At 63.0% G+C, this 18,974-nt stretch carries 17 protein-coding genes; 12 read left to right on the top strand and 5 right to left on the bottom strand.

What is annotated here, in order from left to right:
- Positions 1-80 precede the first annotated feature (80 nt).
- Complete coding sequence (gene ansP, locus SSARUM2_RS06525) at positions 81-1,547, top strand: L-asparagine permease (RefSeq protein ID WP_033637529.1); 1,467 nt, start codon at positions 81-83, stop codon at positions 1,545-1,547.
- A gap of 37 nt (positions 1,548-1,584) precedes the next feature.
- Here ansP and SSARUM2_RS06520 read toward each other — a convergent pair whose 3' ends face one another.
- Positions 1,585-2,364, bottom strand: a complete 780-nt coding sequence (locus SSARUM2_RS06520; protein ID WP_049234988.1) for a 2OG-Fe(II) oxygenase — start codon at positions 2,362-2,364, stop codon at positions 1,585-1,587.
- 116 nt (positions 2,365-2,480) lie between these two features.
- On the opposite strand from SSARUM2_RS06520, the gene SSARUM2_RS06515 reads away from it, so the two are divergent.
- Complete coding sequence (locus SSARUM2_RS06515) at positions 2,481-3,377, top strand: LysR substrate-binding domain-containing protein (protein ID WP_049234990.1); 897 nt, start codon at positions 2,481-2,483, stop codon at positions 3,375-3,377.
- Here SSARUM2_RS06515 and SSARUM2_RS06510 read toward each other — a convergent pair.
- On the bottom strand, positions 3,362-4,114 hold the full coding sequence (locus SSARUM2_RS06510) for an SDR family NAD(P)-dependent oxidoreductase (protein WP_049234992.1): 753 nt from the start codon (positions 4,112-4,114) through the stop codon (positions 3,362-3,364). The genes SSARUM2_RS06515 and SSARUM2_RS06510 overlap by 16 nt on opposite strands.
- Before the next feature lie 151 nt (positions 4,115-4,265).
- Here SSARUM2_RS06510 and SSARUM2_RS06505 point away from each other — a divergent pair, with 151 nt between their 5' ends.
- The 8 genes from SSARUM2_RS06505 (at position 4,266) to SSARUM2_RS06470 (ending at position 13,459) form a co-directional block, all read left to right on the top strand.
- Complete coding sequence (locus SSARUM2_RS06505) at positions 4,266-5,030, top strand: arylamine N-acetyltransferase (protein ID WP_060429703.1); 765 nt, start codon at positions 4,266-4,268, stop codon at positions 5,028-5,030.
- Positions 5,031-5,153: 123 nt separating this feature from the next.
- The gene (locus SSARUM2_RS06500; RefSeq protein WP_060438977.1) at positions 5,154-5,783 is read left to right on the top strand and encodes a response regulator transcription factor; all 630 of its coding nucleotides are present in this window, start codon (positions 5,154-5,156) and stop codon (positions 5,781-5,783) included.
- A complete protein-coding gene (locus SSARUM2_RS06495) occupies positions 5,783-7,324 on the top strand; it encodes an MASE1 domain-containing protein (protein ID WP_033653494.1) in 1,542 nt (513 codons plus the stop codon). The genes SSARUM2_RS06500 and SSARUM2_RS06495 overlap by 1 nt, the downstream gene beginning before the upstream one ends.
- An 85-nt stretch (positions 7,325-7,409) precedes the next feature.
- Positions 7,410-8,714: an MFS transporter family glucose-6-phosphate receptor UhpC gene (uhpC, locus tag SSARUM2_RS06490; RefSeq protein WP_060438978.1), complete on the top strand. Its 1,305-nt coding sequence runs from the start codon at positions 7,410-7,412 to the stop codon at positions 8,712-8,714.
- The gene (locus SSARUM2_RS06485; RefSeq protein ID WP_033647097.1) at positions 8,711-9,742 is read left to right on the top strand and encodes an ABC transporter substrate-binding protein; all 1,032 of its coding nucleotides are present in this window, start codon (positions 8,711-8,713) and stop codon (positions 9,740-9,742) included. Before uhpC ends, SSARUM2_RS06485 begins: the two co-directional genes overlap by 4 nt.
- Positions 9,743-9,809: 67 nt before the next feature.
- Positions 9,810-11,888: an iron ABC transporter permease gene (locus SSARUM2_RS06480; RefSeq protein WP_049234997.1), complete on the top strand. Its 2,079-nt coding sequence runs from the start codon at positions 9,810-9,812 to the stop codon at positions 11,886-11,888.
- A gap of 11 nt (positions 11,889-11,899) precedes the next feature.
- Complete coding sequence (gene fbpC / locus SSARUM2_RS06475; RefSeq protein WP_049234998.1) at positions 11,900-12,946, top strand: ferric ABC transporter ATP-binding protein; 1,047 nt, start codon at positions 11,900-11,902, stop codon at positions 12,944-12,946.
- A gap of 246 nt (positions 12,947-13,192) precedes the next feature.
- A complete protein-coding gene (locus SSARUM2_RS06470; protein ID WP_049201133.1) occupies positions 13,193-13,459 on the top strand; it encodes a hypothetical protein in 267 nt (88 codons plus the stop codon).
- A 41-nt stretch (positions 13,460-13,500) separates the two neighbouring features.
- On the opposite strand, the gene dusC is transcribed toward SSARUM2_RS06470, so the two are convergent.
- The 3 genes from dusC to rhlE form a co-directional block, all read right to left on the bottom strand.
- On the bottom strand, positions 13,501-14,433 hold the full coding sequence (gene dusC, locus SSARUM2_RS06465; RefSeq protein ID WP_047568807.1) for a tRNA dihydrouridine(16) synthase DusC: 933 nt from the start codon (positions 14,431-14,433) through the stop codon (positions 13,501-13,503).
- An 84-nt stretch (positions 14,434-14,517) separates the two neighbouring features.
- Positions 14,518-15,477: a D-2-hydroxyacid dehydrogenase family protein gene (locus tag SSARUM2_RS06460; protein WP_047568809.1), complete on the bottom strand. Its 960-nt coding sequence runs from the start codon at positions 15,475-15,477 to the stop codon at positions 14,518-14,520.
- Positions 15,478-15,590: 113 nt separating this feature from the next.
- A complete protein-coding gene (rhlE, locus tag SSARUM2_RS06455; protein ID WP_033637514.1) occupies positions 15,591-16,967 on the bottom strand; it encodes an ATP-dependent RNA helicase RhlE in 1,377 nt (458 codons plus the stop codon).
- Positions 16,968-17,264: 297 nt separating this feature from the next.
- Between rhlE and cecR the strand changes: the two genes are divergently transcribed.
- Both cecR and hlyD read left to right on the top strand, forming a co-directional pair.
- A complete protein-coding gene (gene cecR, locus SSARUM2_RS06450) occupies positions 17,265-17,963 on the top strand; it encodes a transcriptional regulator CecR (protein WP_060438980.1) in 699 nt (232 codons plus the stop codon).
- Between the two features lie 18 nt (positions 17,964-17,981).
- A complete protein-coding gene (hlyD, locus tag SSARUM2_RS06445; protein ID WP_033647110.1) occupies positions 17,982-18,968 on the top strand; it encodes a secretion protein HlyD in 987 nt (328 codons plus the stop codon).
- Positions 18,969-18,974 lie beyond the last annotated feature (6 nt).

The following is an 18,974-nucleotide window of genomic DNA, read 5'->3' as shown; positions in this document are numbered from 1 at the left end:
CTCATTACGATTGCTGATGGCAATCGTTTGCCCTGCAGCTCAGGGCGGCGTTCATCATAGACAGGTAAACAGGACGGATAATGCACTCACAAAAAAAGTCGGCGGACGATAAACACGCCGCCAGAAGACGCTGGCTAGACTCTCATGAATCCGGTTATCACAAAAGCATGGGCAACCGGCAGATCCAAATGATCGCCATCGGCGGTTCGATCGGCACCGGCTTGTTCCTCGGTACCGGCGGCCGTCTCGAGTTGGCCGGGCCGGCGCTGGCGCTGGTCTATCTGGTGTGCGGGATCTTCTCTTTCTTCATCCTGCGTGCGCTGGGTGAACTGGTGCTGCATCGCCCTTCCAGCGGCAGCTTCGTTTCTTACGCCCGCGAATTTCTCGGTGAGAAAGCCTCTTACGTCGCCGGCTGGATGTATTTCCTAAACTGGGCGATGACCGGCATCGTCGACATCACCGCAGTGGCGCTGTACATGCACTACTGGGGCACCTTCGCCGACGTGCCGCAGTGGCTGTTCGCCCTCGGCGCGCTCGGCATCGTCGCCACCATGAACATGATCGGCGTGAAGTGGTTCGCCGAGATGGAGTTCTGGTTCGCGCTGATCAAGGTGGTCGCCATCGCACTGTTCCTGATTGTCGGCGTGGTGTTCCTCGGCACCGGCACCCCGGTCGCCGGCCACACCACCGGCATGCACCTGATCACCGAAAACGGCGGCATGTTCCCGCACGGCCTGCTGCCGGCGCTGGTACTGGTGCAAGGGGTGATCTTCGCCTTCGCCGGCATCGAGCTGATCGGCACCGCCGCCGGCGAGTGTAAAGATCCGGCCAAAATGATGCCCAAAGCGATCAACAGCGTGATCTGGCGTATCGGCCTGTTCTACGTCGGCTCCGTGGTGCTGTTGGTGCTGCTGCTGCCGTGGAACGCCTACCAGGCCGGCCAAAGCCCGTTCGTCACCTTCTTCAGCAAGCTGGGCGTGCCTTACATCGGCACCATCATGAACATCGTGGTGTTGACCGCCGCGCTGTCCAGCCTCAACTCCGGCCTCTACTCCACCGGCCGCATCCTGCGCTCGCTGGCGATGGGCGGCTCGGCGCCGAAGCTGATGGCCAAAATGAGCAGCCAGCAGGTGCCTTACGCCGGCATCCTGGTCACCTGCGGCATCTACGTGATCGGCGTGGTGCTCAACTATCTGGTGCCGTCGCAGGTGTTCGAGATCGTGCTGAACATCGCCTCGCTGGGCATCATCGCCTCCTGGGCGTTTATCATCGTCTGCCAGATGCGCCTGCGCAAAGCCGTGCGTGAAGGCCGCGCGCAGCCGGTATCGTTCAAAATGCCGGGCGCGCCGTTCACCTCCTGGCTGACGCTGGCGTTCCTGCTGATCGTGGTGGTGATGATGGCGTTCGACTACCCGAACGGCACCTGGACCATCGCCACCATTCCGGTGCTGGCGGTGCTGCTGACGCTGGGCTGGTTCGGCCTGCGCAAGCGCGCGCAGGAAGTGAAGCGGGAGCAGCAGGCTCACGAAGAGCAGAACCCGCACTGAATCGACAAACCGCCCTCCGGGGCGGTTTTTTTATCCGCTATAAGCGGCCGTAGAACGTCATTCTGGCGCTTTCCGACAGCATCACGTCCGGCTGCGCATTGTAGGCCAGCACCACCAGCATGCGCGTGATGTCGCCTTCGGTCGGCGTCACCCGGTGCATGGCGTTGCGCCCGCGAAACAGCACCAAATCCCCCTCCTCCATCGCCAGCCGTTTGGCCGCTCGCTCGCCGTCCAGCACCTGCGTGACCCCGGCATAGTTCATCTCGCCGCGATCGGCGTCGCGCAGGTTCTCCACGTACTCGAAACGCCCGCCCGCCGCCGGTTTCTGGATCAGCAGCGTGATAGCGAACGACGAGTTGTCGAAGTGCCAGCCCAACTCCTGGCCGGTGTGGGCGTAATGCAGGTTAATCGACGACAGCCGATCGGCGTAGGGATACAGCTGCGCCTCATCCAGCACCGCGCAGAGGAACGCACGAAACGCCGGGGCGTCGTACAGCGCACGCAGCGGCGACTGCGGCGGAATATCTTCGTCGGTAATGCAGCCCTTGGACGACACCACCAGCCGGTTGCGCGCGTGATCGGCCGGCAGCGCGTCGTCCTGCGGCCGCAGATACACGTTGTGTTTGCTGGTGGCGTAAAACGCCGCGTGGTGCTGTTCGGCACCTTCCAGCCTTACCGTCGCCAGCGCGGCGGCGCGCAGAAATCCCGGCAGCACCAGCGCGCCGCTGCGCTCCAGCGTTTGCCGGCAGCGGACGCGGAATGCGGCGTCGTCGATGGGATGAGCGGACAGATCGATAATATCGGCAAGTTGCGGCATGGCGTTCCCCTCGTGTGCGATAGCCGGATGCCTCTCACTGTAGCGAATGGCGCATTGCCGCCATAACAAAAATACGTTATGGATAAGCTAACCAATTCTTAGCGATAGCCCTGCCCATGCACTCACCGTCCCGCGCGCGCTTGCCCAAGCTGAGCGCCATTCTGGCGTTCGAAACCGCCGCCCGCACCGGCAGCCTGGCCCGCGCGGCGGATACGCTGGCGCTGACCGCCGCCGCCGTCAGCCAGCAGATCCGCCAGCTCGAACAGCATCTGGGCATCACGCTGTTCATCCGCGCCAAAAGCGGCGTCACGCTGACCGAACAGGGCGCGGACTACCTGGCCTACGTGCAGGAGGCGTTCGAAACGCTGCGCGTGGCGCAGCAGCACGTCGAGCGCCAGCGCGGCAAACAGACGCTGACGGTGTTCGCCCTGCCGGCGTTGGCCTCCAAGTGGCTGAACCCGGCGCTGGGCGACTGGTTGGCGCAGTGCCCCGACGGCGATCTGCGGCTGCACGCGACCCATGCGGCGGTCGATTTCGCCTATTCGGCGGCGGACTTCGCCCTGTGCTTCGGCGATCAGGATTATCCGCTGCTGGAAAAGGTGCGGCTGTTTCAGGATCGGGTGCAGCCGGTGTGCAGCCCGGCGCTGCGCGATCGCGGCGACTGGACGCAGCTCCCGCTGATCCACGTCGACTGGGGCAAAGAGAGCCAGTTTCTGCCGGGCTGGCACGAGTGGTTTACCGCCGCCGATCGAATGCCGCCGGCGCGGCGCGGGCTGACCTATAACCTGACTTCACTGGCCATCGACGCCGCCGTGCAAGGGCGCGGGGTGCTGCTCGGCCAGCGGCGGCTGATCGGCCGTGAACTGGCGGAGGGCCAGTTGGTCACCCTGGCCGAACCGGCGCTGCCGCTCAGCAAACCCTACTACGTGGTTTACCCGCCGCACACGCTGGAAAAACCCGGCGCAGCGGCGTTTCTCAGTTGGTTGCAGGCGCTGGCTCAGCGCGCGGTATAACCGCCGTCGATGCTGTAAAACGCGCCGGTGGTGAAACTGCTGTCGTCCGAGAGCAGGAAAGCCACCGTTTTCGCCACTTCTTCCCGCGTCGCCATTCTCCCCATCGGGTGCGAAGCGGCCATCTGCGCCCGCACCGGCGCCGGCAGCGTCCCCATCGCCGGCGTCTCCACATAGCCCGGCCCGACGGCGTTGATGCGCACGCCGCGTGTGGCGAATTCCAGCGCCGCCGAGCGCGTCAGCCCCAGCACGCCATGCTTGGCGGCGGTATAAGGCGCAATCCCGGCAATCCCCACCACGCCGTTGGCAGAAGAGAGGTTCACCACCGCCCCACCGCCGCCGGCGACGATCGCCGGCAGGCCGTACTTCATGCCGAAAAACGTGCCGCTCAGGCAGGTGGCGATCACCTCATGCCAGTCTTCGACCGCGTACCGATCGATGTCCACCTCGTGCGGGCCGGTGATCCCGGCATTGTTGACCAGCAGATGCAGCGCGCCGCAGCGCCGCACCGTCTCTTCAATGCCCTGCTGCACCGACGGCGCCTCACGCACGTCCATCCGCAACGTCATCACCCGTCGGCCCTCGGGATCGAGCCGCGCGGCGGCGGCGGCGAGAGGCGCGGCGTGGCGGCCGGTCATCACCACCGTGGCACCGCGCCGAAACAGTTCGGCGGCGATCGCTTCGCCGATGCCGGTGGAAGCGCCGGTCACCAGCGCCACCCGATGTTTGAAATCTTGCATAGCCGTTCTCCTGCCAGATTGAACTCAGGGGAACAGGCTAGCGCCGGCCAGTGACAGTTTGCGGCAGCAGCGACAGCGCAGCACGTAATGCGCTCACAAAAGCCGCAAAGCCCGCTATTTTATGCCTACTTTTTCTCATGCGAGACTCCCTGTGGATACCCAACGCTACCTGCAGCATATCGGCTTTACCGGCGCCGCCCGCCCTGACCTCCACACGTTGCAACAGCTGCACCATCGCCACATGCTGAGCGTCCCGTTCGAAAACCTGAGCATTATTTATCATCAGGGTATTCAGCTGGCGCCGGAGGCGCTGTTCAGCAAAGTGGTCGAGCGCAACCGCGGCGGTTTCTGTTATGAGCTGAACGCGCTGTTCGCTCTGCTGCTGCGGGAGATCGGTTTCAAGGTGAGCTTCATCTCCGGCGAGATCCGCGCGCGCGACGGCCATTTCGGCCCGCCCTACGACCATCTGGCGCTGCGGGTGGATCTGGCGGGCCAGGCCTGGCTAGTGGACGTCGGTTTCGGCGATTCCTTCCTGACGCCGCTGAAGATCGTCGCCGCCGAGCCGCAACCGCAGGCCAGCGGCACCTTCCACCTGGAGCGGGAAGGCGACTATTACCTGCTGGAGCGCCGCAACGGCGACCAACGTTCGCATGCCAAAACCCTGTATCGCTTTACCGTTCAACCGCGCGAGCTGCATGAGTTCGACGAGATGTGCCGCTTCCACAGCACCTCGCCGCAGTCGCACTTCACCCAGCGCCTGGTGTGTTCACGGCCGACGGACCACGGCCGGGTGACCCTCAGCGACATGAAGCTGATCGTGACCGAAGATCATCAGCGCCACGAAACGACGCTGCATTCGGAAGAGGAGCGGCGCGCCGCGCTGTGGCAGCATTTCGCCATCGATTTGGATCGTTGACGGCGCAGGCGGCGCCCTTTTATTACGATTCTGTTACACCGATTGCATAACCGCGCTTGGCTGATTGCCAGCACCGCGGCGGCAGGCATCATAGGGCCATGATTCGGCAACAGAGTGCGAAAAATGATCCGTGTGATACTGGTGGATGACCATGTGGTGGTGCGCTCCGGCTTTGCGCAATTGCTCAGCCTCGAGGACGATCTCGACGTGGTGGGGCAATACAGCAGCGCGGCGGCGGCCTGGCCGGCATTGCTGCGCGACGACGTCAGCGTCGCGTTGATGGACATCGCCATGCCGGATGAAAACGGCCTCAGCCTGTTGAAGCGCCTGCGGGCGCAGAAGCCGCAGTTCCGCGCGATCATCCTCAGCATCTATGACTCCCCCACCTTCGTGCAAAGCGCGCTGGACGCCGGCGCCAGCGGCTATCTGACCAAACGCTGCGGGCCGGAAGAGCTGGTGCAGGCGGTGCGTTCCGTCGATATGGGCGGCCATTACCTGTGCGCCGACGCGCTGCGAGCGCTGCGCGGCGGCGAGCAGCCGACCACGGCGCTGGAAGCGCTGACCCCGCGCGAGCGTGAAATCTTCGATCTGCTGGTCAAAGGCGACAGCGTAAAGGAGATCGCTTTCAAGCTCGCGCTCAGCCATAAAACGGTGCACGTGCATCGCGCCAACGTCCTGGGCAAGTTGCAGTGCAACAGCACCATCGAGCTGGTGCATTTCGCCCTCGACCATCAGCTGCTGGCGGGGCATTGATGTCGCCCAAACTCCGGCCCTGGGTTATCTCGCTGTTTATCCTGTTGGCCTGGGGCAGCGGCTGGCTGATGCTGTGGACGCTCGGCTTCTATCTGACCCACAACGGCAACCAGGCGGCGCTGTTTCTGCCGCACGGCGTCTATCTCGCGCTGCTGATCCTGCTGGCGCGCCGCTATTGGCCCGCCCTGATAATTCCGCCGGTGCTGTTGCTGTTCTGGCTGCACGGCGAACGCCTGCTGAGCGGCTACGGCCTGCTGGCCGCGCCGTTTATCACCCTGCTTCCGGCCGCGGTCGCGCAACGACTCTGGCACCGTTTTCCGCTCTACTGGCAGCGGCTGACGCTGCTGCTGGCTGCGGTGACCGCCGCCTCGCTGCTCAACACCGCCCTGCTTTCGCCGTTTGTGCCAAGCCCGGCGATGCTGCTTGGCCTGGCGTCGTTTACCGGCGGCGTCTTGCTGACCCCGTTCGTCTACCTGATCTTTGAATTTCTGCGCCAGCAGCACCGTTACCACCTGCTGGGGCTGGACACCCCCAACCCGCCGCTGCGCGCGTCCTTAATCATCTGGTGCAGCCTGTTTTTCGTTATCGGCATCGGCACGCAGATGGTGCTGTCGCCGGAAATCGAACGCCTGCTGCTGATCGTGGTGTTTCTGCCGAACGTGGTGATGGCGTGGAAGTTCGGCTGGCAGGGCGGCGTGCTGTCCGGCCTGCTCGGCAGCATGATGATCACCCTCGCCCGGCAGGTCGGCGTGGGGTTCGGCAATCTGGTCGAGCTGGAAATCTTTCTGGCGACGCAGGCGCTGCTCGGCATCGGCTTGGGCATCGCCATCAGCCGTCAGCAGCACCTGGCGCAAAACCTGCACCACTATCAGCGTCGCCTGGAAGAAGAGCTGGCGGCGCGGCGGGCGCTGACAGAAAAACTGATCCACACCGAAGAAGACACGCGGAAAAATCTGGCGCGCGAGCTGCACGATGAAATCGGCCAGAACATCACCGCGATTCAAATCCAGTCGCAGCTGGTCAAACGGGCGCGCGATCCGGCGCAAACCCAGGCCGCCGCGCACCAGATAAGCGAGCTCGCCCGGCGCATTCATCACTCCACGCGCCAGCTGCTGCGCCAGCTTCGCCCGCCCGCGCTGGACGAACTGGCGTTCAAAGAGGCGCTTCACCACCTGCTGAGCGAATTCGCCTTTGCCGAACGGGGCATCCGCTGCCGTTTCGACTACCGACTCATAGACACGCCCGCCGGCGAAACGGTGCGCTTCACCCTCTACCGGCTGCTGCAAGAGCTGCTCAACAACGTGTGCAAACATGCCGAAGCCAGCGAAGTCGCCATCGTCTTGTATCAACAGGGCGCGCTTTTGCACCTCGAGGTGCGGGACAACGGCGTCGGCATCCGCGCGGACAAGGCGCCCGGCCTCGGCATTCAGGGGATGCGCGAGCGGGTCAGCGCGCTGGGCGGCGAGCTGACGCTGGAAACGCATTGCGGCACGCGGGTAATTGTTAACCTGCCCACAAATTTGCAACAAACCATCGACTAACTAGGAAAAAGTCTTAGCCACTCCGGACTTTCTCTCATCCCCTTTCCCTTTTCACCTTCTTATAGTCAGCACCAGGGAGGCGGCTATGCAGGCACGCTCGGCATCTGAAATCGATCATCGTTACCGCGCGCTGCGCCCGCGACTGCTGCTGTACATGGTCATCGGGTACGCCGCCTTTTACCTGACGCGCAAAAGCGTGAACTACGTGCTGCCGGCGCTGCAAACGGATTTGGGGCTGGATAAAGGGGACATCGGCCTGCTCGGCTCGCTGTTTTACCTGAGCTACGGCCTGTCGAAATTCGCCGCCGGACTGTGGCACGACGGCCACGGGCAGCGCAGGTTTATGGGGATCGGCCTGTTCGCCACCGGCTTGCTGAACGTGGCGTTCGCCTTCGGCGAATCGCTGACGCTGCTGCTGGCGGTCTGGGCGCTGAACGGCTTCTTTCAGGGCTGGGGCTGGCCGCCCTGCGCGCGGCTGCTGACCCACTGGTATTCGCGCAACGAGCGCGGCTTCTGGTGGGGCTGCTGGAATATGTCGATCAACCTCGGCGGCGCGATCGTGCCGCTGATCAGCGCCTTCGCCGCCCAGCGCTGGGGCTGGCAGGCGGCGATGCTGATCCCGGGCGCCGTCAGCATCGTGTTGGGCATCTGGCTCACGCGGCGGCTGACGGGCACGCCGCAGGAAGAAGGCCTGCCGTCGGTCGGCCGGTGGCGCCACGATCCGCTGGAGCTGCGCCAGGAACAGCAAAGCCCGCCGATGGGGCTGTGGCAGATGTTGCGCACCACGATGCTGAAGAACCCGATGATCTGGCTGCTCGGCGTCTCTTACGTACTGGTCTATCTGATCCGCATCGCGTTGAACGACTGGGGCAATCTCTGGCTGACGGAAAGCCACGGCGTCAACCTGCTCAGCGCCAACGCCACGGTGATGCTGTTCGAGGTAGGCGGCCTGCTCGGCGCGCTGTTCACCGGCTGGGGCTCGGATTTGCTGTTCGGCGGGCAGCGCGCGCCGATGATTTTGCTGTTCACGCTCGGGCTGATGGTTTCCGTCGCCGCGCTGTGGCTGGCGCCGGTGCATCACTACGCGCTGCTGGCGGGCTGTTTCTTTACGGTGGGCTTTTTTGTCTTCGGCCCACAGATGCTGATTGGCCTCGCCGCCGTGGAATGCGGGCACAAAGGCGCAGCGGGCTCCATCACCGGTTTTCTCGGCCTGTTCGCTTACCTGGGGGCCGCGCTGGCGGGCTGGCCGCTGTCGCAGATCATCGAAGGCTACGGCTGGTCAGGCATGTTCAGTTTGCTGTCGATCGCCGCCGTTCTTATGGGTTTATTGCTGATGCCGCTGCTGATGGCGAGCGTTACCACCTCTACCGAGAGAAGGATAAAACAATGAAAAAAACCTTAGTCACTACCCTGATAGCTTCCGGCATCGCGCTGGCCACGCTGAGCGGCGCCGCGCACGCCAAGGGCCGCCTGGTGGTCTACTGCAGCGCCACCAATGAAATGTGCGAAGCGGAAACCAAAGCCTTCGGCGAGAAATATGACGTGAAAACCTCGTTCATCCGCAACGGCTCCGGCAGCACGCTGGCGAAAGTGGACGCCGAGAAGAAAAACCCGCAGGCGGACGTCTGGTACGGCGGCACGCTCGATCCGCAATCCCAGGCCGGTGAAATGGGGCTGCTGCAGCCATATAAATCGCCAAACCTCGAACAGGTGATGCCACAATTCCGCGATCCGGCGAAGCTGAAAGGCAACTACTCCTCGGCGGTCTACGTCGGCATTCTCGGCTTTGGCGTCAATACCCAGCGCCTGAAAGAGAAAAACCTGCCGGTGCCCAAGTGCTGGAAAGACCTGACCAAGCCGGAATACAAAGGCGAGATTCAAATCGCCGATCCGCAGAGCTCCGGCACCGCCTACACCGCGCTGGCGACCTTTGCCCAGCTGTGGGGAGACGATCAGGCGTTCGATTACCTCAAGCAGCTGAACGCCAACGTCTCGCAGTACACCAAATCCGGCATTGCCCCGGCGCGCAACGCCGCCCGCGGTGAAACGGCGATCGGCATCGGTTTCCTGCATGACTACTCGCTCGAAAAGGAACAGGGCGCGCCGCTTGAGCTGATCTCGCCTTGTGAAGGCACCGGCTACGAAATCGGCGGCGTCAGCATCCTCAAAGGCGCGCGCAACCTCGACAACGCCAAGCTGTTCGTGGATTGGGTGCTGTCGAAAGAGGCGCAGGAACTGGCATGGCAGAAGGGCAAGTCCTATCAGATCCTGACCAATACCACCGCCGCTACCTCGCCGAACTCGCTGAAGCTCGACGATCTGAAACTGATCAACTACGACATGGACAAATACGGCTCGACCGAGGTCCGCAAGGCGCTGATCAACAAATGGGTCAGCGAAGTCAAGATGGGTAAATAAACCCGCATTCTGCGCCTGTTGCCGGGTAAGCCTCACGCCTTACCCGGCCTGAACATCCGGGAAACTTATGTCACATACACATGCTCTCCATCTCGTGGAAAAACGAGATGCGATATTCCTTTGGGTCTTGCTTGGCTGGCTGGCGTTCGCCCTGCTGCCGAGCTGGAGCCTGGATTACGGCCTGCTGGAGTCCACCGGCGATGAAATCCTCGCGGCCTACGGCTGGTCACACCGCAATGTCAGCTGGCTATGGTGCCTGTTGCCGAGCCTGCTGCTGCTTCGCCCCTACGCCCCGGCGGGCGGTGAACGGCGGCGGCGCCACGCGTTCGATGCCGGCTGGGCGCTGCTGTGCATGGCCTTTATCGTCGTCAGCGCCACGGTGGCGGGGCGCGGTTTAGGCTACGCCACCCTGGTGCAATTGACCGCGCTGGGCGCCATCATGACGCTGGCGCTGACCCGCCTCGAATGGCTGGGTGGCGACCGTTTCGTTATCGGTGCGCTGGTCACCATCGTGGCGCTGATCGGCGTCTTCATCGTCTGGCCGAGCATCGCGATTTTCATTCCGATGTTCACCGACCAGACGGGTGCGTTCGCGCCGCTGGCGTTTATGAACGTGCTGTCGCAGGCGCATATCGTTCAGGTGATCCTCAACTCCATCGCCCTGTCGATCGCGGTGGGCGCCGGCTGTACCTTCTTCGGCCTGGTGCTGGCGATTTACACCACCCGCATCGCCAGGCGCAGCGCCATTATCGGCCGCATCTTCTCCATCCTGCCCATCGTCACGCCGCCGTTCGTCGTCGGCCTGGGCGTCACGCTGATGATGGGGCGCTCCGGCTACGTCACCGAGTGGATGGTGGCCTGGTTCGGCCTGACCAACACCAACTGGCTGTACGGCTTTACCGGCATCTGGCTGGCGCAGGTGCTGGCGTTCACGCCGATGGCGTTCATGATCCTCGACGGCGCGATCAAGACCATTCATCCTTCACTGGAAGAGGCCTCCTACACCCTGCGCGCCAGCCGTTGGCAAACCTTTAACGGCGTGTTCGTGCCGCTGCTGAAACCGGCGCTGGCCAACGCGTTTCTGATCGTGGTGGTGCAATCGCTGGCCGACTTCAGCAACCCGCTGGTGCTCGGCGGCAACTTCGACGTGCTGGCGACGCAAATCTATTTCTACATCACCGGCTCACAGCTCGACTATCAGGCCGCCAGCACCCTCGGCGCCTTTCTGCTGCTGTTCTCGCTGCTGGTGTTCTGCATTCAGTACCTGTGGATCGGCAAGCGTTCCTACGTCACCGTGTCCGGCAAATCCTACCGCGGCGACGTACAGCCGCTGCCGGTCACGCTGGTGTGGAGCGTGATCGCGCTGCTGGCGGTGTGGATAGCCTTTAACGCCCTGCTCTACGGCAGCATTTTCTACGGCAGCTTCACCGTCAACTGGGGGGTGGATTACACGCTGACGCTGGATAACTTCATCAAGCTGTTCGGCCAGGGCATGAGCGACGGCGCGTGGCCTTCGCTGCTCGACACGCTGCTGTACGCCGGGATCGCCGCGCCGATCACCGCCGCGTTCGGCCTGCTGATCGCCTGGATCGTGGTGCGCCAGCAGTTCAGGGGCAAAAAGACCATCGAGTTCACCACCATGCTGTGCTTTGCGGTGCCGGGCACCGTGGCCGGCGTCTCTTACATTCTCGCCTTCAACAGCGCGCCGGTGTACCTCACCGGGACGGCCGCCATCGTGATTATCTCGATGGTGATGCGCAACGTGCCGGTGGGCATTCGCGCCGGGATCGCCGGGCTGGGCCAGATAGACAAATCGCTGGACGAAGCCTCGCTCAGCCTGCGCGCCGGCTCGCTGCGCACCATCACGCACATCCTGCTGCCGCTGCTGCGCCCGGCGATCCTGTCGGCGCTGATCTACAGCTTCGTGCGCGCCATCACCACCGTCAGCGCCATCGTCTTCCTGGTCACCCCCGATACCCGCGTGGCCACCGCCTACATCCTCAACCGCGTGGAAGACGGCGAATACGGGGTGGCGATCGCCTACGGTTCAATTCTGATCGTGGTGATGCTGGCGATTATTTTCCTCTTTGACTGGCTGATCGGCGAGGCACGCATCTCCCGTTCAAAAGCCAAAAACCAGGCGTAATGGAGCCCATGATGAGCCAGAAAAATTTCGTTGAACTGCGCAGCGTCTCCAAACGGTTCGGCAGCAACACGGTGATCGATAACATCGCGCTCACCATCCCTCGGGGGCAGATGGTGACGCTGCTCGGCCCTTCCGGCTGCGGCAAGACCACCATTCTGCGCCTGGTCGCCGGGCTGGAGAAACCGAGCGACGGGCAGATATTCATTGATGGCGAAGACGTCACCCATCGTTCCATCCAGCAGCGTGACATCTGCATGGTGTTCCAGTCTTATGCCCTGTTCCCGCACATGTCGCTGGGGGAAAACGTCGGCTATGGCCTGAAGATGCTCGGCATTCCGCGCGCCGAAGTGAAAGCACGCGTGCAGGAAGCGCTGGCGATGGTGGATCTGGCGGGGTTCGACGATCGCTATGTCGATCAGATCTCCGGCGGCCAACAGCAGCGCGTGGCGCTGGCGCGCGCGCTGATCCTCAAGCCGAAAGTGCTGCTGTTCGACGAGCCGTTGAGCAACCTCGACGCCAACCTGCGCCGCAGCATGCGCGAAAAGATCCGCGAGCTGCAAAAGCAGTTTGATATCACGTCGCTGTACGTCACCCACGATCAGAGCGAGGCTTTCGCGGTCTCAGACACCGTGCTGGTGATGAACAAGGGGCATATCATGCAGATAGGCTCGCCGCAGGATCTCTATCGGCAGCCGGCGTCGCGCTTTATGGCGAGCTTCATGGGGGACGCCAACCTGTTCCCGGCCGGCTTCAGCGCGGACTATGTCGATATCAGCGGCTATCGCCTGCCGCGCCCCGCGCACTTTGCCACCGAAGGCGCCGGCACGGTGGGCGTGCGGCCGGAAGCGATCACGCTGAGCGAGCACGGCGAGGAAAGCCAGCGCTGCGTGATCCAGCATGTCGCCTACATGGGGCCGCAGTATGAGGTGACGGTGGCGTGGCATGGGCAGCAGATTTTGCTGCAGGTTAACGCCACTCGCCTGCAGCCGAACGTCGGCGAACATTATTATCTGGAAATTCACCCCTACGGCATGTTTATGCTGGCGGACGCAGCATAATAAGCATCACTCTTAAGCGTTAGAATAACGGCCATTCCGCATGGAATGGCCGGAAATAACCGTCTCAAAAACCGTATTTATCTATTTTTACAATTCCACCCAAGTCCTTGTTCAATCGAAAAATAAATACAGCCGCATTCATTCAAAAATAACTGCCAGGGCCGACAAGGGTGATATTTTTATTTAGATAGGGTAAGCTTTATCCCGCAGTCGAAATTATTTAACGGCCAACTCAAGGAGAAATTCATGAGCAACAATGCAAACGCACAGGCGCAGCTGGATAATTTACGCAACGTCGCTTCCCAGCTGAAGGAAATGCGCCACTATGCGCAGTCGAATACCGAGACGCTCTCCGCACACTGGCTGGCCTTCGATCAGGGGGAATGCAAAAATAAGGCATTCGCCGAAGCCATTAACGACCTGTTGAATAAACAGGGTGCCTGTCTGGAAGGGTTGGAAAAAACCATTCAGGATATCGAGATAGAATTGAACCGTCTCGACAAAGCCGCCTGATAATACCGATTTAAATAAACCCGCCGCGTGCGGGTTTATTTTTAGCTGCGGCAGATGACGCGCGCAATATCCCCCGAGGTCGTCAGCGCGCGTATTTCGCTGAACAGTTCGGTGGCTTCGTCATATTCCTTGCGCAAATAGCCCAGCCACTGTTTGATACGCGCCACGTGATACAGGCCGGTGTCGCCCTGCTTTTCCAGATGGACGTATTTTTGCAGCAGCTCAACCACCTGCGGCCAGGGCATGCGCGGTTCGTTGTACTTCACCACCCGGCTCAGGTTCGGCACGTTGAGCGCGCCGCGCCCCAGCATGATGGCGTCGCAGCCGGTCGCCTGCAGGCAATCCTGCGCGCTCCGGTAATCCCAGATCTCGCCGTTGGCGATCACCGGAATGCTCAGCCGCTGACGGATCTCGCCGATCGCCGCCCAGTTGATGCGATCCGCCTTGTAGCCGTCCTCTTTGGTGCGGCCATGCACCGTCAGCTCACTGGCGCCCGCCTGCTGCACCGCATCGGCGATTTCAAAACTGCGGTTGGAGGAGTCCCAACCCAAACGCACCTTCACCGTGACCGGCAGATGGGCCGGCACCGCCGCGCGCATCGCTTTGGCGCCCTGGTAGATCAATTCCGGATCTTTGAGCAGCGTCGCCCCGCCGCCGCTGCCGTTCACCAGCTTGGACGGGCAGCCGCAGTTGAGATCGACGCCGTAAGAGCCCAGCTCCACCGCGCGCGCGGCGTTCTCCGCCAGCCACTGCGGGTGCTGCCCCAGCAGCTGTACGCGCACCAGCGTGCCCGACGGCGTGCGGCTGGCGTGGCGCAGCTCCGGGCACAGCCGGTAGAACGACTTGGCCGGCAGCAGCTGATCGACCACGCGCAAAAATTCGGTGATGCACAGATCGTAGTCGTTCACCTCGGTGAGCAACTCACGCACCAAAGAATCGAGAACGCCCTCCATCGGAGCCAATAATACGCGCATGACCAATCCCAGCTAAAAAAAGACCCGCAATGATACGGGTGAATGCCCGCGCCAGACAAGCCTCTGCGGGCATTAAAAGCGCCGTCAGCCCAGCCGGCGGATCGGTTGGCCGGCGAGGAACGCCGCAATATCCTCGACCGCCTCGGTGAAGTAGGCGCGGTAGTTGTCGTCCGCCACGTAGCCCACATGCGGCGTCGCCAGCACGTTGGGCAGCTGACGAAACGCATCGTCGGCCGGCAGCGGCTCCGTCTCGAACACGTCCAGCCCGGCGCCGGCGATCTTCCGCTGTTGCAGCACGTCCACCAACGCCGCCCGATCGACGATCGCCGCACGCGAGGTGTTGAGCAGGTAAGCGGTGGGCTTCATCGCCGTCAATTCGTCACGCCCCACCAGCCCGCGGCTGCGATCGCTCAGCACCAGGTGGATAGAGACAAAATCGCTCTGCTCGAACAACGCCCGTTTGGACGGCGCCAGTTCAGCCCCCTCCTGCGCCGCCCTTTCCGCCGTCAGGTTCTGGCTCCAGGCCAGCACCCGCATGCCGAACGCCTGCGCCACCCGGGCCATCTGGCCGCCGATCTTGCCCAGCCCCAGCAGCCCCAGCGTTTTCCCCTGCAGGGTGACACCGAGATCCCGCTGCCACGGGCCGTTGTTTTGCAGCCCGACGCTTTCCGGCACGATATGCTTCGCCAACCCGAGTAGCAGCGCCCAGGTCAGCTCCATCGGCGCCGCCGATCCGCTGCTGGTGCCGCACACCACCACGCCGCGCTCGGCGGCGGCGGCCAAATCGATAGCGGCGTTGCGCATACCGGAGGTGATCAGCAGCTTCAGCTTCGGCAGCCGCGCCAGCAGCGAGGCGGTCATCGGCGTTCGCTCGCGCATGATGACCAGAATGTCGCACTCCTGCAGATGCACCGCCAGCTCCGCCTCATCGGTAAAGTGCGCGCTGATGGCGGACACCTCCACCCGCTCGGCCAGCGCCGACCAGTCCGCCATCTTGAGCGCCACCTGCTGGTAATCATCGAGAATTGCGCACTTCAATTTCATCTCCGTCTCCTGGAATCTAGGGGTAGCCACCGTCCAGCCTAGTACGAAAATGCCTTTCCGCCAGGCAAAAAAAAGCCGCCCGTATCGGCGGCTTACTCTTAGAGCAATCAGGCTTATTCGGCCGGTTTGCGATTGCGCGGGCGGCGCGAAGGCGCGCCGGAACGGCGCTGGCCGTCACCCTGCGGGCGGGCGTTACCGTTGCCGTTGCCGCGGTTTTCACGCTGGCCGCCGTTCGCGTTACCGCTGCGCTGACCGCCGCCGTTACCGGAACGCTGGCCACCGCCGTTGCCGCGCGGCGCACCGCGCCCGCCACCCTGGCGGCCGTTGATGATCGGCTCGGCCTTGATGGTCGGATCCGGCTCGTAGCCCGGCAGCGCGATGCGTGGAATTTCACGCTTCAGCAGACGCTCGATGTCGCGCAGCAGCTTGTGCTCGTCCACGCACACCAGCGAGATAGCTTCGCCGGTGCGCTCCGCGCGGCCGGTACGGCCGATACGGTGCACGTAGTCTTCCGGCACGTTAGGCAGCTCGTAGTTCACCACGTGCGGCAGCTGGTCGATATCCAGACCGCGCGCCGCGATGTCGGTGGCCACCAGCACGCGGATGCGGCCGTCTTTGAAGTCCGCCAGCGCACGGGTACGGGCGCCCTGGCTCTTGTTGCCGTGGATCGCCGCGGCGGTGATGCCGTCTTTGTTCAGCTGCTCCGCCAGGTGGTTGGCGCCGTGCTTGGTGCGGGTAAACACCAGCACCTGTTTCCAGTCGCCTTCGCCGATCATCTGCGACAGCAGTTCCCGCTTACGCTTCTTGTCGACGAAATGCACGCTCTGTTCGATCTGCTCGGACGCGGTGTTGCGGCGCGCCACTTCTACCGAAGCCGGGTTGTGCAGCAGCTTGTTGGCCAGCGCCTTGATGTCGTCGGAGAAGGTGGCGGAGAACAGCAGGTTCTGACGCTTGGCCGGCAGCTTGGCCAGCACGCGGCGGATGTCGTGGATAAAGCCCATGTCCAGCATGCGGTCCGCTTCGTCCAGCACCAGAATTTCGATTTTGGACAGGTCAACCGCGTTCTGATGTTCCAGATCCAGCAGACGACCCGGCGTCGCCACCAGGATATCGACGCCGCCGCGCAGCTTCATCATCTGCGGGTTGATGCTCACGCCGCCAAACACCACCAGCGAACGCAGGCGCAGGTGTTTGCTGTAGGCATCGACGTTTTCGCCGATCTGCGCCGCCAGCTCACGGGTTGGCGTCAGGATCAGCGCGCGCACCGGGCGACGGCCCTTGACCGGATGGTCATGCTTGCTCAGCAGCTGCAACAGCGGCAGGGTAAAACCGGCGGTTTTACCGGTGCCGGTCTGGGCGCTGGCCATCAGGTCACGACCTTCCAGCACGACAGGAATAGCCTGACGCTGAATTGGCGTCGGTTCGCGATAGCCCTGTTCTTCAACAGCGCGCACAATTTCAGCACTTAAGCCGAGGGTTTCAAATGACATAAAGAGAAAAACTCCAGATCCCCCCTAACCTAACGGTGTTCGGTGCAGTTTCCTGGGAGGATGATCAGACGGGGCATTAAGCATGACCACGAGGGATTGGCACAAACTGCAGTGCACCAGGCGCCGATTGTAACAGAAGTCGCGCAATAAAAAGCACTTTTACGCGTGGAGAGCACAATCTGCCGTAAATTCAGCATTGTCTGAAGCCGATCACATAACGCATTGTGATTGGCGGTTGCATTTTAAACAATCTGGCATAAAGTTAATCATATGATTGATTAACTTCGAGCGTGACCCATGCCAGCTTCCGTCCCTCATCAGGCCGCCGGCCGGGCGCGCGGCGAGCAAGCGCGCCGGCAGCTGCTCGCCGCGGCGACCGACCTGTTCGGTGAATATGGCCTGCAGGGCGCCACCACCCGCGATATCGCCCAGCGCGCCGGCCAGAACATCGCCGCCATCACCTATTACTTCAGCTCCAAAGAGGGGCTGTACCTGGCCGTGGCGCAGTCGCTCGCCGATTTCATCCAGCAGGCGTTCGCCCCGCTGGCCGAAGAGGTCGATCGCTTCTGGCAACAGCCCGTCGCGCAGCGCTCACCCGACGCGGCGCTGCGTTTGCTGCAGCGTGGCCTGCTGGCCTTCAGCGAACTGATGACCCAGCCGCACACGCTGAACCTGAGCAAAATCATGTCGCGCGAACAGCTCGCCCCGACCGACGCCTACCCGCTGATCCACAGCCAGGTGATCGCGCCGATGCACGAGCGGCTGTGCCGCCTGCTGGCGGCCGCCACCGGCATCGACGAACGCGCCCCCCGCCTCGTGCTGCATACCCATGCGCTGATCGGCGAGGTGCTGTCGTTCCGCGTGGCGCGCGAAACCATCCGCCTTCAGGCCGGCTGGCAAGAGATTGGCGAGGGCGAAGCGACGCAAATCGCGGCGGTGCTGAGCGAACATATCGAGATTCTGGTTGTTGGGCTGCGCCAACGTCACGGCGCGTAAATTCAGGCAGGGAGTGTTATGAACAAAAAACGCAGTGCCTTGATCGTGTTGTTAATTCTGCTGATCGCGGCCGCCGCTTACGGGGTATGGCATTACCAACAGCAGCAGGATAAGCCGCTGACGCTGTATGGCAACGTCGACATCCGCACGGTGAACCTCGGCTTTCGCGTCGACGGCCGCCTGGCGTCGCTGACGGTGGATGAGGGCGATGCCGTTCAGCCGGGCCAGCTGCTCGGTAAGCTGGACGACGCGCCCTACCGCAACGCGCTGCAGCAGGCCGAAGCCAACGTCGGCAGCGCGCGCGCCAAGCTGTCGTTGCTGCAGGCCGGTTACCGCGCCGAAGAGATCGCCCAGGTGCGGTCGGAAATGGCGCAGCGCCAGTCCGCCTTCGCCTACGCCGACAGCTTCCTGAAACGCCAGCAGGGGCTGTGGGCGAAAAACGCTACCTCCGCCGACGCGCTGGAGGATGCGCGCACCGCCCGCAATCAGGCGCAGGCCAACCTGCAGGCGGCGAAGGACAAGCTGTCGCAATACCGCAGCGGCAACCGCCCGCAAGAAATCGAACAGGCCAAGGCCGACGTGGCGCAGAGCGAGGCGGCGCTGGCGCAGGCACAGTTGAACCTGCAAGACGCCACGCTGGTTTCCCCTTCCGCCGGCACGGTGCTGACCCGCGCGGTGGAGCCGGGCACCATGCTCGGCGCCGGCGGCACGGTCTTCACCCTGTCGCTGACCCGGCCGGTGTGGGTGCGTGCCTACGTCAACGAAACCAGCCTGAGCCAAGCGGTGCCCGGCACCGAACTGGAGATCTACACCGACGGCCGCCCCGGCAAGCCTTATCACGGCAAGATCGGCTTCGTCTCGCCGACCGCCGAATTCACGCCGAAAAGCGTTGAAACGCCGGATCTGCGTACCGATCTGGTGTACCGCCTGCGGGTGATCGTCACCGACGCCGACGACGCGCTGCGCCAGGGCATGCCGGTCACCCTGCGCTTCGCCAAACCCTGAGGCCGG

This window comes from Serratia sp. K-E0102 (assembly GCF_029962625.1).
Lineage (GTDB): Bacteria > Pseudomonadota > Gammaproteobacteria > Enterobacterales > Enterobacteriaceae > Serratia > Serratia sarumanii.
The sequence above is the reverse complement of the archived record's forward strand: the minus strand, read 5'-3'. Positions and strand labels throughout refer to the sequence as shown.